Below are 18,227 nucleotides of genomic sequence, written 5' to 3'. Positions count from 1 at the left end.
ATTTGTAATAATCTGCTTTTTAGAGAAAGAACCTTATTTAAATATTTTTCAGATGAATTATGCAATTAAAATATTTTAAATTAAAATCCTAAACAAATTTAGAGAAAAAATATTATTTTAAAAAAACTTACAAAAATTTTAACCAGCATTTCCCCTATTCTCCCCCTGAGTATTTTATTGGTTTTTTTGATATTCCTTCACTTCAAAATCAGTCAGTGGGTTTTACACCAGCTCTAATTCAGAAGCGGCATCTTCATCGAGAATTATTGTAATATCAGGATGCAGTCTCAGAAGCGACGACGGAACATCCTCAGTCACTTCTCCCTCAAGTGCTTTTTTTACTATTGATGCTTTATGTTTCCCATTTACTGCAAGTATCAGCTTTTTCACCGCAAATACACTTGCCGGCCCCATTGTTACAAATGAATCAGGAACGTATTTTATATCTCCTACTTCTCCGACCATCAGTTCTTTTAAATCTTCCGCTATAGGAACCATATATGTTTTATTACCGAATTTTGTTAATTTTGGAAGATTTCCGCAGAAATGTCCGTCTGCTCCCATTCCCATCAGTATCGCATCAAGTCCGCCGTCTTTTTCCAGCATTTCATCAAACTCCTTATAATTTTCCATTGTAAGCTTATGTATATTTTCTTCTTTTATCCCCGCAGGCGTAAGATAATCATTTCTGAGATTGCTTATTGTTACTCCTTCTCTGTCTAAGCCCTTAAAAGGTATCTCGTCAAAATTATAATAATGTACATTGTCAAAATAATCTTTTCCTTTTACCTGTGCTATCATCTGTCTGTAAATCTCTTTCGGCGTACTTCCTGCAGTAATTGAAAGGTTTACTCTCTTATTCTGATACATCAGACCCATTAAAATATTTACAGCTATACCGCTCATTTCTTCATAAGTTTTTGTTATAATCAGTTTCATGTCTTCCCCTTTCTATATCTCTTCACCATTAGTTTCAATCACTTTTTTATACCAGTAAAATGATTTTTTAGGAAATCTTTTCCCTGTTCCTTTTCCTTCATCATCTATATCTACATATATAAAACCGTATCTTTTTGCCATTTCTCCCGTTGATGCACTTACGAGATCTATACAGCCCCAGCTTGTATAACCCATAAGATCCACACCGCTTTCTACAGCTTCTGCCATAGCCTCTATATGGTCTCTCATATACTGAATTCTGTAGTCATCATTTATTTTATTGCCTTCTTCCAGAATATCATGTGCCCCCAGTCCGTTTTCCACCACAAACAAAGGAACCTGATATCTATCATAAAGCTCGTTCAATGCTATTTTCAATCCTGTGGGATCTATTTCCCAGCCCCAGTCACTGGCCTTCAAAAATGGATTTTTTATCGCTGAAAGCAGATTTCCGTTAGTTTTTTCCAGATTTCCCGGATCTGCTGCTCTTACTGCCGACATATAATAACTGAATCCTATATAGTCTGCGGGATAATCCCTGATCAGCTCCAAATCTCCAGGCTGTATATCCAGCTTGATATTTTCAGCTTTAAATACTTTTTTTATATATGACGGATATTTACCTCTTACCTGAACATCTGCACAAAAATTATTGAACATTCTGCTTTCTTCCAGATTAGCCCATTGGTTGGCAGGATTACTGTCATATGAGTAACTTGTACCGTAAATAATCATACACCCTACTCTTAGATTCTTATCCAGCTCGTGTCCTTTTTTCACTGCAAGACTGCTTGCCAAGAACTGATGGTGAAGCCCCTGATATATTTCCTGTTCTGATGTTTCAGTATTTTTTCTTACAAACCCCTGACTAAACAAGGGTATAAAAAAGGCACTGTTTATTTCATTAAAGGTCATCCAGTACTTTACTTTTTTATAATATCTTTCCAATACAGTATCTGCATATCTTTTGAAAAATTCTACCAGCTTTCTGTTTTTCCATCCTCCGTATTTAACGGCAAGATTCAAAGGCATCTCGTAATGTGAAATGGTTACTACAGGTTCTATGCCGTATTTCAGACATTCATCAAACACATTATCATAAAACTTCAGCCCTTCCTCATTAGGCTCAGTTTCATCACCCTGCGGAAATATTCTTGACCATGCTATAGACAGTCTGTAGCATTTAAATCCCATTTCGGCAAATAAAGCTATATCTTCTTTATATGTATGGTAAAAATCAATTCCTTCATGATTGGGATAAGTGTATTTATCATCATGTATCTCAAAGTCAAAATCAGGATTTCTTATTATTTCCAGTCTCTTTTTACCTCCCGGTATAACATCCATGATCGAAAGACCTTTCCCGCCTTCTTTATAGGCACCTTCCAGCTGATTCGCCGCTGTAGCCCCTCCCCAAAGAAAATTTTCCGGGAATTTTTTCTGTAAATTCTGCATAAAATACCTCCTTTTCCTATATATTTATACTATAAATTATGGTATGCATTCCATGTCAAGAACTTTTTTATTATATATATATTAAAATTATAAAATCAGTCAAAAAAAGAAACCGTATCAAAAATTTTTCATATTTTGATACAGCTCCTTTAATATAAATATTTAATTTATTATGATTTGCCGTGTTGAAAAAATTCTAACAGCAAGATATCAGATAAAAAACATAAGTATTGCAATAATTTTATAAGAAAGATTTTTTTCGGACTTGAACATACCAGGTTTTTATCCCAAAAAATCATTTTCTTTAATCAAATAATTAAAATACTGCTTTTAATGTCACTCCTGCTCTGTAATCATTTTCCTTATCATTTCCTGTTGAGTATTCTCCTGTCAGGAATATTCCGTATCTGTCTTCTATCTCTACTCCTATTGCTGCTTTTGTTCTGAATGTCCCCTTTTCATCCTGCGGCTTTGCAAGCTTATGATATCCGTCTTCTATGGCTATCAGTCTTGCTTTTTCCCTTTCATTAAGGTCTGCAAGCTCATATTCATAAGCAAAATCAAGAGTTCCTTTTAGCTGCCACGCTGACTTGCTTCCTAAAGGTACTGCACCTTTCAATTCTACACCGGCTCGCGGTTTTGCACTCCATGCATCATTGCCTTCCACCTCAAGAGCTTCCAGTCCGCTTTCATTAAATGCAGGTCTTGTCACATACATTGCCCTGAATGCTCCATACGGCATTACACTCGCATTCTTGCCTAGACCAAATGCCTTTCCAAGTATATTGTCACTTGTGATACTGTATGTTTCATATGTTCCGTTCATTTCTGATCTGCCTAGCGGCGACGGCCAGTCTATATTTCTGTCTATATTATGAATACTTGCCCTTCCCGTAAGGTCATTTCTCAGCTGCCATCCGTCCGATGCATATTTATTATGTACCCCGAGCTGGATTGTATCTACCCATTCTTCACTTTCATTTCCGTCCTTGAATTCAAAGCCTGTGTGTAAATATCCAAGTGAATATCCGAATGTATGTCTATAGGTTCTTTCTACTTCACGTAAAGCCAGTACTCCCGTAGTTGTATAATCATAACCTGTGACTCCGTCAGTTTCCTCTTTATTTTTTCCTTTTCCTGCTATTACACTTATTTTTACATTTTCTTTTGTGTTATTTGAGGAATCCTGAAGTAAATGCAGCGAGTCTTCAAATGCCTTTGCTATATCATATTCTCTCTGATTTATATTAGCGTATACCTCTCCTGCCAGACTCGACATTATCTGTCGGAATTCTTCCTCAGTCTTTATGTATGCTGTTTTATTATAAATCTGCATTGCATCTCCGGAAGCTCCCAGAAAATTTTCTTCAAGGGCAGTTCCAAAATCTTCAAACCATAATCCATCTGTAAAGTCTGTAAATGCTTTTCTTTCCATATATACATCTGCTCCGGTTCCTGTTGCTTCTGGTGTTGCTTCCCATAATAACGAGCCGCTTATAAATTCATAATTTCCTCCGGATGCTATAACTGCATTTTCTATCTTATATACATTTGCATTTGTCCCGTCTGCAAATCCCGGAAGTATTGTTATCGGTTTATCTGTTATCAGCGTATCTGCTACTATTGAAGCTCCGTTTGCCACAAACTGCGGTCCTGAGGTTACTGAAGTCTGATAAACCACACTGTCAGGATTTACTTTTATTGATAAAGATATCCCGTCCACTGCCAGTACTCCGCTTGCCTGAATTATTCCACCGTTTACCATGCTCGGTATTTTGTGAGTGATCCCGGCTGTTCCTGATATTGTCGCATTTGAGCCTAGATTTAATGTCCCGTAATTTTCATATGTTGAACCTGCTCCTAATAAAAATGCTGTACTTTTATCTCCGGTTGCTCCTGTCATATCTATTACATTATTATTTATTGCTGTGGATCCTATATTGGCAAACATCGCAGATACATTATTTCCTGACATTATTATTGTTCCGTTATTAATTATTGTTCCGTTCTTATTTGCCACCATTCCTATGGAATCATCACCTGTCATTGTTATTATCGTTCCAGCTGCATTCTCGGCGATTCCATTATCTACAAATATTCCCGTTGCTCCTTTTCCTGTCCCGGTTATATTCCCTTGGTTTACTACCGGTGTTGTACCATTATCCCTTGTATACAGTCCTATTCCATTTTCACCTATGTTTATATTTCCTGTATTATTTATCTGTGATCCTTCCCCATAGATTCCTACTGCATAACCGCTGTTATCATAATCTACTGTTCCGTCTAAATTATATGCTAATACTGAATCTCCTACACTTATTGTTCCGCTGTTATTTATCACTCCATTTTTAGCATATATTCCTATATTTGATTCTCCGGAAGTGCCGTTTATATCTGCACTGTTTGTTACTGTTCCTCCATTTACCAGATAATAGCCTATATTGTTATCACCTGTCATATTTATATCTGCTCCTGCTATACTGGTAACAGTATTTGTCCCGTCTGAATATACCCCGGTTCCTTTTCCTGTGAGATTTATTGCAGTATTATTATTTAATGCCGAATTTGATTCCAGTACAAACCCGTAACCTCGGTTGCCTACTGAAAAATTAGTACTGTTATTTGTTACTAAAGTTCCATTCGTTCCATATACTCCTACTGCTTCATTTTGTCCTATTGATACTATACTTGCTGCTCCGAGAGTTACAGAACCTCCTTTTGTATATATTCCTGTTCCTGTCTGACCTACTGTTGATGTCCCATTTTGATTTACTGCTGCTCCTTCTGAGTAAATTCCTATTGATTTAATTCCTGTATCTATTATACCACTGTTTGTTACTGTATCTCCTGCCGCTGTTGTATAGATACCTATGCTTGGATCATTCAGATCTGATGAATCTCCGATTTTTATTGTTCCATTGTTTGTTATTATTTTAACTCCACCGGCTGCATAAATACCTATTGATTTATCACCGGTCAAATTTATCAGATTATTATTCAATATAGGATTTGATACATTATCTGTATACATTCCTACAGCCTTAGAACCGGAACTTGTTATCACTCCGCTGTTATCTGCTGTCTGTCCGTCTTTCAGATAAATTCCCTGTGAGTCATTCCCTATTGTTATAGTTCCTGTATTTATTATATTTGCTGTGGCTCCTGATCCGTAAATTCCTGTAGAGCCATTTCCTACAGTTATAGCACCGCTGTTATTCAGGCTTGCTCCGTTTATACCGTATAATCCTGCCGATGAATTGTTTAATGTAATTGTTCCTCTGTTTTCAGCCTCTGTTCCGGGCGTGAACCCTGCAACCGGTAGTCCTGAATAAACATTGTCCACATATATTGCTATATTATTATCACCTGTACTAGTTATATTTGCACCAGTATCAAACAATATTGTAGAGTCTTTTGCAGACACCATGGCGCCATTGCCGCCTAATACTGTCGAACTGTTATAATAATAAGAACCGTTTGCAATACTTCCTAAAGTATATGTTCCTGTTCCGATTGTATTTATAGTAAACAAATTCGTAAATGTCATTCCGGGATTTGTATTCAGATTAAATAATGTTACTCCCTGTCCTGAAATATTTATTGTTGCAGCTGCAGTACTCGTAAAGTTTGTTGCACCCTTCAGATAAAATCCAAGTGCATTATCCCCAGTTATGTTTATTGTTCCCCCGGTGATATTTACAATACTGTCTTCCGCATACATTACAATCCCGTTTTTGCCTATTGTTATATCACCGTCGGAATTTACTGTGGTATTCTTGGCATATACTCCTATCAAATCTCCGATCGCAGCATTTGTCACAGAACTTAGATCTATTGCAGACCCTGCATTTATTGTTATTGCTGACGTACCGCTGTTATCATTATCGGCAATTATTCCATATCCTTTATTTGCCCCATTTGATACTATACTTCCTGAATGTGTTATATTTATATTCTTTGTCCCGTAAGTCGGTGTTGTTGCAGGCGTCACATTGGCACCGTATATTCCTATTCCATTATCACCAAAGGTGATTACCCCGGAATTTGTTGCTGCTGTACCATTTGTCCCATACAATCCCACTCCGTTAAGCGATACATTTATTATTCCTGAACCGCTGTTGTTAAGTACTCCGTAGCTTGTATACAATCCTGTTGAATTCGACCCGCTCAGATTTATTGTACCATTATTAGTAAGGGTGATATCAGTATTTGGAGTCAAAGGAAGTCTGTCATCATTTTCCTGTCCTATACCCACAAGGTTTCCTTCAGTTCCGGTTATTGTATTTCCTGCTAATAAAGTTACTGATGAAGCAGCTACCGGCAGATCTCTGAATTTTATATTTGTTCCGGCTCCGGCATCTATATTTGAATTTTCATCTATTTCCAGATGACCTTTATATATCTTTACTTTATTCGAACCTGTCATAGTCACATTTGACGGTAAAATAGATGAAAAAGTACCGATATTAGATAAAGATATTTTAGCCTTTTGAATTACCATTGCATATGAATTGGGATCCAGATTAAAAGTCAGGCTTTTTCCTGCAGCTACAGGAAACATTGCTGATATATCCGAACTGCTTATTGCGTTGGACAATCCCGAGCCGATATACTGAAATCCTATACTTCCTGCCCCTACACTTACTGTAGTATTATCCAGAATTGAAAATACATTGTTTGACCCGCTTGCATAAAAAGCATAAGTATCAGTTCCGCTTACATTCAAATTTACTGCTCCTGTACTTCCAAGCTTTACTGTTGTCCCAGCATTTGTCGGCGCTGCTGCAAAAACTCCCACTCCGTTATTCCCCGATACTGTGATTGTCCCTGCTTTAATTTCAGTATTCGCAGAACCTTCAAGTGAATAAACACCCACACTGTCATTTCCTGTCACAGATATCCCGGAATCACTTATAAAGGAACCTTCATTGTAAAATCCTACCGAATTATTTCCAACAATTGTAACTGATCCGGTATTTACCCCCTCACTTCCTGATTTTACTACTATTCCTGATTTGCCTTTTGTTGTATTGTCAGTAAAATTAATTGTTCCGGCATTTTCGACTTTTCCTCCGTTTACTGCAAATAATCCTACTACATTATCTCCTGTTCCTGATATTACACCTGTTCCTGTATTTTTTGCTGTAGCAATGTTTATTCCTGATTTGCCGTTTGCTACCATTCCGTAATTGACATAATCTGCTTCTGACAATGTATTAACTCCGTTAATCTTAATGTCCTTTGTATTTATTGCAACAGGATTTTTATCCGGTGCTGTTCCCAAATCTATACTTCCCAGATCAACACGCATTCCCATATTTTTTTTGCCCGCTGTTGAGTCTATTAAAATTGTTCCTTCATTTGTTATATCATTATTTCCTAAAACTTTCAGATACATTCCTGTTGAATTTGTAGTTCCTTCTTCAAACATTATAGTCCCTGTTACAAGATTTTTCATTACACCATTATAAATATTTACTCTCAGCTGTGGCTTTGCCGAATTTATTCCGGGATCTTCTATAGCAGCCATACCTATACTGTTATCCGGTTTATCTGCATTAAATCCTTTAGTAAATTTTATCATTCCTTCATTATATACTGTAGAATCTGCGGTAATTGCATTCCCGATTTTTATTCCGTAGCTTTCACTTCCATGTAAAATTATATCTCCGCCAGATTTGTTGCTCCAAAATACACGGTATCCTGCATCAGTTGCATTATAACCTCCTGCTAAATCTGAATAACCGGGAATATATGAAAGCATCGCTATCGATCTTGGTCCATAAAATTCTATTGTTTCATAATTTTCAAATCTTGAATAATTCGTTGCTGCACTTGATTTATTTCCTTCATCCACATAGGCCATACCGACTTTGTATCCTATATAGCCGTCTGCAGATTTATTAACTGTTATTGATTCTGTCGTTGTTCCTGAATCAGCTCTTAGCATTGAGAAACTCGAGGGAACGCTTTGTACATATGCATTATCTTTTTCTATCTCATCGCTGATAATCCCATGATTTTCTATTATTTGATCTCCGCCTAAAGTTTGTGCTTCAAAACCGATTACATTAAAACCTATCATATTAACCTTGGCATAATTGTTAATCCCAGCAGTCCCGTAATTATTTATTGAACCGACCCTTGAACCTCCGACATAAAAATACTGGTCATTCAAAGTTGAGGTAACACTCCCTCCGAAACTTGACGTATAGGGTGCTTCCGGTATAGAATCTATTGTAATTTCCTGTAATGATGGTGCTACTCCTGAAGATCCAAAATCAGACATTACCCCAGTATCAAGAAATGACTTAAAAATTAATCCTGTCGACGGTGTTGCTCCTGCCCAGCTAAAACTAATTGCCGGTAAAGGATTCGCAATAATATCTGCCTGTGAGAAACTCGAATTCCCTTTTCCGCCACGCTGTATAATCGTAGAACAAAAAGTATTACAATACGATGTAACTCTTATTGTAAAATCTGGCGCTAAGGGTAACCCCGGTGCTACAATTTCCGGATTTGTCGGAACAAACGGAGTAATATTAACCCCTGGTGCTATGCTTGGAGCCGCTATGGTAATCGGACCATAGTTACCTGTTACTCCCGAACCGCTGTTCGGCGTAATATTTAAACTAAGAGGTGGTCTTGTTATTCCGCTTATAGGAACATTTACACCCAGATCTATTTCTTTCGGCTGCTGCAGTTCCTTATAAGGTTTTCCAGATGTCCCGTCTTTAAAACCGCTTGTTACTATATAACTGCCGGTCGTATCATAATATCCCGTTACTTTTGAATGATATAATGAGTTTTCAGAACTATTATCCCTTCCCTCATTGTACTCATCATAAAAACCTGTAAAAAATACCTGCCATTCAAGATATTCAGGCTTTACTACATAGTCATTCTGCAGATATAAATCTTTTAATTCTTTATTTTTTTGTTTAAGTATTCTTTCTATTACCTGATAATTTTTTTCATTTGATTTTCCGGTTTCTATATTTTTTGTAATACTGTTATACATTCTGTCATATTTTGCCGAAGCTGTATTTGCTCCATAAGCATGCATCATTGCATTAAGTGCTAGAAAAGAAACCAATAATTTTTTATTTTTTTTCATTCTTCCTCCTGTGTTAATTATTTTTACTATTATACCAAGCAATGCATTGTCTGCTGGTTTTCACCCTTTCCGAAAATTTTTTTTATCCTTTTTCAAAGAAAGAACGAAGCTTCCCGAACCGAACATACCATATTTTGTTCGAAAAACTTCCATTCCTTCCTTTTATTAATTAAAATACTGCTTTCAAACTCACTCCTGCTCTGTAATCATCTTCTTTATCATTTCCTGTTGAATACTCTCCTGTCAGGAATAAACCATATCTGTCTTCTACTTCTACTCCTATGGCTGCTCTTGTTCTGAATGTTCCCTTTTCATCTTCAGGTTTTGATAATTTGTGATATTCATCCTCTATTGTTACTAATCTTGCTTTCTCTCTTTCATTCAAATCAGCAAGTTCATATTCATACGCTAAATCCAAAGTTCCCTTTAACTGCCATGCTGTGTTAGCTCCTAGAGGCACTGCACCTTTCAGCTCCACTCCTGCTCTCGGTTTTGCACTCCATGCATCATTTCCTTCTACTTCCAGTCTTTCAAGACCTTTCTCTTCAAATGACGGTCTTGTCACATACATTGCCTTAAAGGCCCCGTACGGCATTATACTTGCTTTTTTCCCCAGTTCAAATTCTTTTCCAAGTATATTGTCACTTGTTATACTGTATGTTTCATACGACCCGTTCATTTCTGATCTGCTGTTAGGGCTTGGCCAGTCTATATTTCTGTCCACATTATGGATACTTGCTCTTCCTGTAAGATCATTTCTTAACTGCCATCCGTTTACATTATATTTATTATGTACTCCCAGCTGAATTGTGTCTACCCATTCTTCACTTTCATTTCCGTCCTTGAATTCAAACCCTGTATGCAGATATCCAAGTGAATATCCGAATGTATGTCTGTAAGTTCTTTCTACTTCACGCAGGGCAAGTACTCCTGTTGTTGTATAATCATAACCTGTTACTCCGTCAGTTTCTTCTTTATTTTTTCCTTTTCCTGCTATTACACTTATTTTTACATTTTCTTTTGTGTTATTTGCAGAATCCTGCAATAAATGCAGAGATTCTTCAAATGCCTTTGCCATATCGTATTCTCTTTGGTTTATATTAGCATACACATTTCCTGCCATACTTGCCATTATATGTCTGAAATCTGCTTCATTTGTTATATAGTTTATCTTGTCAAATATTTTTCTTCCTTCACCTGTTGTAACAGCATATTTTTCATTCAGAGCCGCTCCAAAATCTTCATACCACAGACCGTCTGTAAATTCTGTATATGCCTTTCTTGTCATTACCAGATTGCTTCCCTGAGCTGTTGCATCCCATGTCAATGACTGTGATATGTAGTCTCCTTTCCCTGTTGCTCCTTTGAATATATTCTCAAATACATATCTGTCCGCTGCTGTTCCTACTGCAAAATCCGGTGCTACCTCCAGTTTATCCGGTATTACCCCGCCGAATCCTACCTGGCTTGACGAGTTTGTAGTAGGAGTATTTGTAGACGGGTCGACTGTTACTATTACTTTTATTCCGTCATAATTGAAATTTCCGCCTACATTTATATTTATTACACCTGAGTTCACAAGAGTCGGCATATCAGGAAGACTATACTGTTTTGATGTATAACCCTGCGTTGTGCCTGTTGTATCTATTACATCACTTAATTCCACTGTCGGCGTATAAGCTATTCCAAGTCCTGTCCCTGTTATATTTATAGTTCCGTAGTTTACCAGTTTTGTACCGTCGCCTGCCAGATATATCCCTGTTACGTCATTTCCGCTTACATTTATTATCCCGCTGTAGTCGTTATATATCTGAGCTCCGTTCTGTCCTGCTATTCCCATTACATTATCCCCGGTCATATTTATGGTACCGTAGTTTCTCACAGCCGAGTGATCCGCTGCAAATATCCCCTTGGCATCATCCCCGAAACCATTTATAATTCCGTAATTTACTGCTGCATAGCCTGCTCCTTTTACATAAATCCCTATCCCTTCTTTTCCTACCTGAATAGTATTTCCTGCCATATTCATTATATTTGAGTCTTCTCCGTATATTCCCACTGAATAACCGGTCTTATATTTAGCACCGCTGGCATCTGTATGTTCAATAAGATTTGAATCTCCAAGAATAATATTTCCGTTATTTATTATTACTGCATTTTTGGCATACACTCCTATATTAGAGACTCCGGCATTCCCTGTAATATTTGAATTATTTATAAATAATCCTCCGTTTTTCAGGTAATACCCTATGTTATCAGAGCCTGTCATTGTCAGTGCCCCGCTGTTATCTGCTGATAATACTGAATCCGAGAATACAAATATACTGTTATTTCCTATCACAGCTGACTGGTTATTTATAAATGTCGGTGCTGTTGTTCCTGTGAATACAAATCCGTATGATCCGTCTCCTACAGATACTGTCGAGTTATTCGTTACCACGCCTGTCTGATTCACTGCATATACTCCCACAGCATCATTCTGACCGGTTGTTATTGATGAGCCGGCATTTAAAGTTATCGTTCCTCCTTCGGAATATATTCCCGTTCCGCCGTTTCCTGCTGTTATTGCTCCACTGTTTGTTACATTTCCGTTTAGGTTATATATCCCTACCCCGTTATCTCCGACATTTACTGATGCCGAATTTGTAATACTGCTGCCTACATGATCTGCATATATTCCTACACCCGGCTGTGTCTGGCTTGATGAATTACCTATATTTATTATTCCGGTATTTGTTACATTATTTTCTCCTGTTGTATATATTCCTATTGACTGGTCTCCGTTTAAATCTATTTTATTACTGTTTGTTACTGTTGCTGATCCTGCCAAATTATTTTCCGAATATATTCCTACAGCTTTCAACCCTGTACTGTTTATTTCGGCTGTTCCTGTATTGGAAATACTTGCTCCGTCCTTCATAAACAATCCTGTTGATTCCTGACCGATACTAATAATACCGCTGTCATTTTTTACGGAAGAGCCTGCTCCTTCTGCATACATAGCCACAGAATAATTGTTTACTGATATTGTTCCTTTATTCTCTCCTCTTGCACCATTCATAAGATATATTCCGGCTGATGAATCACCAAGACTTATCGTCCCCAGATTTGTTCCCTCTACATTTACAGGTGTTCCAGAAATCGGATAAGGCAGCGGATTATCCGTATATCGTCCGCTTAATACCATACCTGCTACATTTGTTCCTGTCGAATTAACATTTGAAGCTGTTCCAAAAAGTACTGCAGTACCAAGACCATTTATAAGCATACCATTTGAACCTAGTGTTGCTGTAGTATTATTATAAAACTCTCCTCCTGTCATGCTTCCTGCTACATATGTTGATCCGGCTGTTGCTGTTATAGTAAACGGTGTCAGAAAATTTATGCTTGAGCTTGCATCTGATATTGTCAGTACTATATTTTGACCGTCAATATAAATATTTCCCCCGTTATTAGTCAGACTGCTCGAATTAGTCAGATAATATCCTACTGCATTATCTCCTATTAAATTTACTGTTCCGCCAGCTATTGTTCCTGTTGTTCCCTCTGCATATACTCCTATTCCGTTCTTCCCTACAGTTATATTTCCGTCATTTATTGTAAGTGTAGAATTTACCGAATATACTCCTATTCCGTCTTCTGAGCTTGAAACATCTATATTCGAGCCTGTATTCAATACTACTGTTGATCCGGCTCCTGCTGTATTATTTGCATATATTCCAATATTTCTTCCTGTTGTTCCTGTAGAAATTATTGCTCCTGAATTAGTGATATCAATATCATCAGTTCCATATGCCGCACTTGTTACTCCGTCAAAGTAATTTGCCCCGTATATACCCACTCCGTTGTTTGTTAAGTTTATAGCACCTGCATTTGTTACCTGTGAACTATTCGCCGCATATATTCCTATTCCGTCTTCTCCGACATTTATCACTGCTCCTGCCGAATTCTGTACTCGTCCAAAATCTGCGGCGATTCCTGTAGATTTAATCCCTGTCAGATTAATAGTCCCGTCATTTTGTACAAGCAGATTAGCAAGTGTTCCGCCAGTATAATTTCTTTGACCTATTCCCAGAGCATTTGCTGCTGTCCCTGTTATACTCTTGGCTGAATTTAATTTTACAGAAGAGTTTACAAAGTCTGATTTATTATAAGCATCTGAAGCTGCATCAAGGTTTACATCCTGATCTATTTCCAATTCACCTTTTACCAGTGTCAAAAGCCCGTAATCCGAAACACTTCCAGTCGAAATTACTACATCCCCTGCTGTTCCCAAGGTTGTTCCCGGAACTAATGATGAAATCGTACTCAGCTGTGTAACAGAACCAGGACTGTCTAGTACATAAAGATTTGAATTGGAATTATTCATTACAATTTCAAGTTTTCCTGTTCCGCTGTTTGATATCAGATTATCTATGTAAGTATTCAGTGTCATTCCTTTTACATAAAATCCTATTCCGCCGGAATTTATATTTACTGTAGTATTTGTTGCTCCTGTAAGATTTACTTTACCTGTAGTCATAACACCGAGATTATTATAATTATATGCAAAAATACTTTTTCCGTCTGTGTCACCCGAGATATCAAAATTCGTTCCTCCGGCTACATTTATCGTAGAACTGTTTGCATAAAGTGCTATTGCACCTTTTCCTACTTTTATTGTTCCTGAGTTTATACTTGTTGTCGATCCTGCATCTGCATATATACCTGCTCCTGATATGGAATTAACTTCTACTGTCCCGCCAGTCATTGTAAAAGTCCCTTTGTTATAAACTCCTGATGATTTTTGTCCTGTTAATGTTATATTTCCTGCATTTGTTCCTGTTGCCCCGTTTAATACATAAATTCCCAAAGCCTCTGAATCCGATGATGTAATCAGAGCACCTGTATTGTTATTTCCTGTTGATGTTCCGCCGACATACAGACCTGCCGAAGATTCTCCTATAGTAAGTGTTCCGTTATTATTCCCTGTAGAGAGCGCTGCAAGACTTATTCCTATTGATTCTTTCCCTACTGTTATCGTACCGCTGTTTTTTCCTGTAGAGTTTTCCAGAAAGAATCCATAGCCTTTGTCTCCTGTTACTGTTACAGAACCGCCGCTGAAAATTTCCGCATTAGTTCCTTTTATTGCATATATACCTGTACCGTTATTCGTTGCAGTAGAACTGATTTTTACAGAACCTGAATGATTTACAGTACTTTTATCGGAATATATTCCTACTCCTCCCATTGCTGCCAGACTCAGGTCTATTTTTGATCCTGCTGTTGTCGTAACGACTGAATCTGCTGCCGAAACTGAGTATAAAGGAAGATTCTCCACAAATATCCCATATCTTTTCCCTGCTGTGGCAGTAGTCTTTATTTCTCCGCTGTGAGTTATGTTAATCTTCCCGTTTCCATATCCCAAAACTGCCGGTGTATCATCTAATGTATTCCCACCGTATATTCCGAGAGATTCATGCCCGTCTATTATTATAGTTCCGGCATTTGTTGTCTGAGTTCCGTTTGCAGAAATTATTCCTGTTGATTTATCTCCGGATAAATTGATAACTGATGATGAACTGGTATCTATTTGTGCATAATCTCCTACTAAACCTACAGTTTTATCTCCTGTTAAATTTATTGTTCCGTTATTTGTAATTAAAATATCCGAAGGATTTGTACTTCCTGTTTTATTTCTCTGTACTACAGCTATCTGATCATCTTTTGTTCCGGCTACAGTAACCCCGCTGTTTATAGTTACATCAGAACTCAATATCTGCAGCTGGCTGTATATACCTGTATCTAAATTTGAGTCTCCGTCATTATCCAATATCAGATTTAGATCAGATAATGTGTATGTTTTTATTATAGCTCCTGAATCTGGTGTTACAGTAAGCCATGAAGCACTTAACGGTGTTAACGGAAGTGAATTTAAATCCGAAATATTTTTAGTTAATCCCGGTGTTGTTTCAAGATATATTAAACTTGAACCCGCTGCCATTTTTAAATCTAATTTATCAGTTCCAAATAATGTTTTTGCTTCAAATGAATTTAATATATTAGGAATTCCTGCTAAATCAGAAATAGATAATGAACCGCCTTTATAATAGAAAACCATTCCTCCAGCCTCTACTCTTGGTGAAACTACACCATCCAGAACATATTTCCCTGTAAATGTTCCACCAGCATGATTATAAAATAAAAGTCCGCCGGCATTTGCTTTAATACCTGCTGCAGATTTTATATTGATTTTAGACCCGTTACCTGAAAATAAGGCTATTCCTCCGGAACCGGCTTCTATTGTACCGCCGTTTATATTAGTATCAGTATTTCCTGTCGCCCCGTATACCGCTACTGCAGAATCTCCGGTTGCTTCTATTGTTCCGTCTGTCATATTAAATGTACCATCATTGTATATTCCTGTTGCTCCTTTTTTTACCGTTATTGCAGAGCCTGTATGCATAGTTCCCACAGCATTTCCCGTACCGTCATTCTTTAATGCAAAACCTGAAGATCCGCTTCCGTTAACATATATATTCCCGTACAAATCAATAACTGCTTTGTCTTTTCCGAATACTGCCGTTGTATTTTCTACTTCTGTAGTAGCATTCCCTATATTTATATCTGTCTTTATTGTTATTTTAGAATCACTGGTATTACCTGCTATTACTGTATTATTCTTACCTGCAGTTATATCTATTATTCCGGTTCCGCCGGTATCTAAAAGTAAATTACCTTTCTTTACATATATTAATGTACTGTCTTTTGCATAGTCACCGAACTTAAAGTCAAAATTTCTCAGTCTTTCAATATTTGCAGCACTATAGTAGCTTGTTATATTTATATATAAACCGACCGAATTTTCAACAAAGTTCGGATCATTCAAATCACCGGAATATTTATTGCTCTCTGTTCCCAGTGACACTTTAAACACTGCCGTCTGAGGATCATACGCTCCTGGAGTAACACCTCCATATCCATAATCCATATTTCTCGCTATCTCTATTCCGATACTTTCATCTCCATTGACTTCTATCGGTTTATTCAAAATAATTTTGGAACCGCTCAAATCCTGACTTGCCTGATTTGTCTGTATTCCGACATTATTAGCTCCATACATTACAATTCGCCCATTATTTATAACATTATGATGATAAGCTTTTGATGCTACTGTTCCATAAAAATAAGCCACACTTTCAGGTGCTCTCATTTCAATTGATCCGCCGGACATATTATAGAATTCAAATCTTCTTTGTGCATTCCCACCGCCGCCTGCAATAAATGCATTGGCTACCTGTTTACCCTGTCCGTTTGAATAAAGACTGCTGCTGCCATCCCAATGTCCCACCATTGCTCCATAATTTTCAACAACTGCACTATGTGCATCTGCATGTTCCTGTAATCCTACCATCAGTACAAAATTTCCTTCCGCCTGAATCAAACCATGATTTCTAAGAACATTATAATAATTGGGATTTCCATCTCCCGGTGCTGAAACTCCGGTACTTACACCATAATGATTTAATGTATAATTCAGATATCCTGTTCTTGATGAATAAGAATTATGCGGATCAAACTGGATTAAATGCCCCATTGTAGAAGATGAAGTATACGGTGCCTGTCCTATTATCCTCAAAACTGTATTATTTCCGGGATTTCCCACTGTTCCCACAGGCTGCCCTGCTGTTCCCAAAGTTACTACCTGTGCACCGGTAAATTCATACAATGCTGCTTTGGGACTAGTTACAGTTATTGTTCCTGTAGTAGCATTAGTCATCGTATTAGTCCCGCTCTTCCAATTCGAGCTTCCGGTCAAATTTGTATAATAATAAGATTCTAAAGTTCCCGAACTATTCCGCCATGTCCCGCCAAGCTCCCCGCTGCTAAAGCTGTAATTCCCTACAAACGATGTCCCGTCACTCGAACTTACCTGACCTAACCTGTTAAAGTCATCATCTCCGTTTCCTGTACTTGGAACTTTTACCTGAAAGCTTGCTATGGTAGGTATATTAGCTACATAAGGATTCGGAGCCACAGGATTAAAAGCTCTTACCGCTATATTAGGCAAATTCAAATTCACGCTTGCACTTACAGTCGGAACATTGAATACTGCCGGCGGATTTATCTCAAAAGACAAATTTGGCATTAAAGGTATCACTGGTGCATTAATAGCTAACGATACCGGTGCATTCGGAGATATCTTCGGCATTGAAGGCTTTGTCACTCCCAGTGATATCGGCTGTCTGTTTGGTTCCCTTACCTGTATTGATATTCCAAGATCTATTTCTTTCGGCTGCTGTAATGACCGATGCGGTTTTCCTAATAATCCGTTTATGCTTCCGCTTGTCATTACGTAATTTCCGTTTACATCGTAATAACCAGTTACTTTTGAATGATAACTGGCATTTTCTCTGGTATTATCCTGACCCTCACTGTATTCATCATAAAAACCGGTAAAAAATACCTGCCACTCCAAATATTCAGGTTTTACTATATAATCTCCCTGAAGATATAAATCTTTCAATTCTTTATTTTTTTGTTTGAGTATTCGTTCAAGTGTTTGGTAGGCTTTTTCATTAGTATTTCCTTTTTCTATATTCTTTACAATACTGTTGTACATTCTTTCATATCTTGTTGCCTGTACCGTTTCTGCTTTTGCATAAGATATTAATATCGCATTCAGTGCTAGAAATGATATTAATAATTTTTTATTTCTTTTCATTTTCCCTCCTGT

At 37.4% G+C, this 18,227-nt stretch carries 4 protein-coding genes; all 4 read right to left on the bottom strand.

Annotation, left to right across the window (positions count from 1 at the left end):
* Positions 1-222: 222 nt before the first annotated feature.
* The 4 genes from STERM_RS04780 to STERM_RS04765 all read right to left on the bottom strand — a co-directional run bounded on the left by STERM_RS04780 (position 223) and on the right by STERM_RS04765 (position 18,215).
* A complete protein-coding gene (locus STERM_RS04780) occupies positions 223-939 on the bottom strand; it encodes a glucosamine-6-phosphate deaminase (protein ID WP_012860433.1) in 717 nt (238 codons plus the stop codon).
* A 12-nt stretch (positions 940-951) separates the two neighbouring features.
* A complete protein-coding gene (locus STERM_RS04775) occupies positions 952-2,394 on the bottom strand; it encodes a glycoside hydrolase family 1 protein (protein WP_012860432.1) in 1,443 nt (480 codons plus the stop codon).
* Positions 2,395-2,710: 316 nt separating this feature from the next.
* The gene (locus STERM_RS04770; RefSeq protein ID WP_012860431.1) at positions 2,711-9,511 is read right to left on the bottom strand and encodes an autotransporter domain-containing protein; all 6,801 of its coding nucleotides are present in this window, start codon (positions 9,509-9,511) and stop codon (positions 2,711-2,713) included.
* Positions 9,512-9,680: 169 nt separating this feature from the next.
* Positions 9,681-18,215, bottom strand: coding sequence for a transporter (locus STERM_RS04765; RefSeq protein WP_012860430.1), 8,535 nt, complete (start codon positions 18,213-18,215; stop codon positions 9,681-9,683).
* Positions 18,216-18,227 lie beyond the last annotated feature (12 nt).

This window comes from Sebaldella termitidis ATCC 33386, from assembly GCF_000024405.1.
Taxonomy (GTDB): domain Bacteria; phylum Fusobacteriota; class Fusobacteriia; order Fusobacteriales; family Leptotrichiaceae; genus Sebaldella; species Sebaldella termitidis.
Note: the sequence above shows the minus strand (reverse complement) of the source record. Positions and strands in the feature narration are given on the sequence as shown.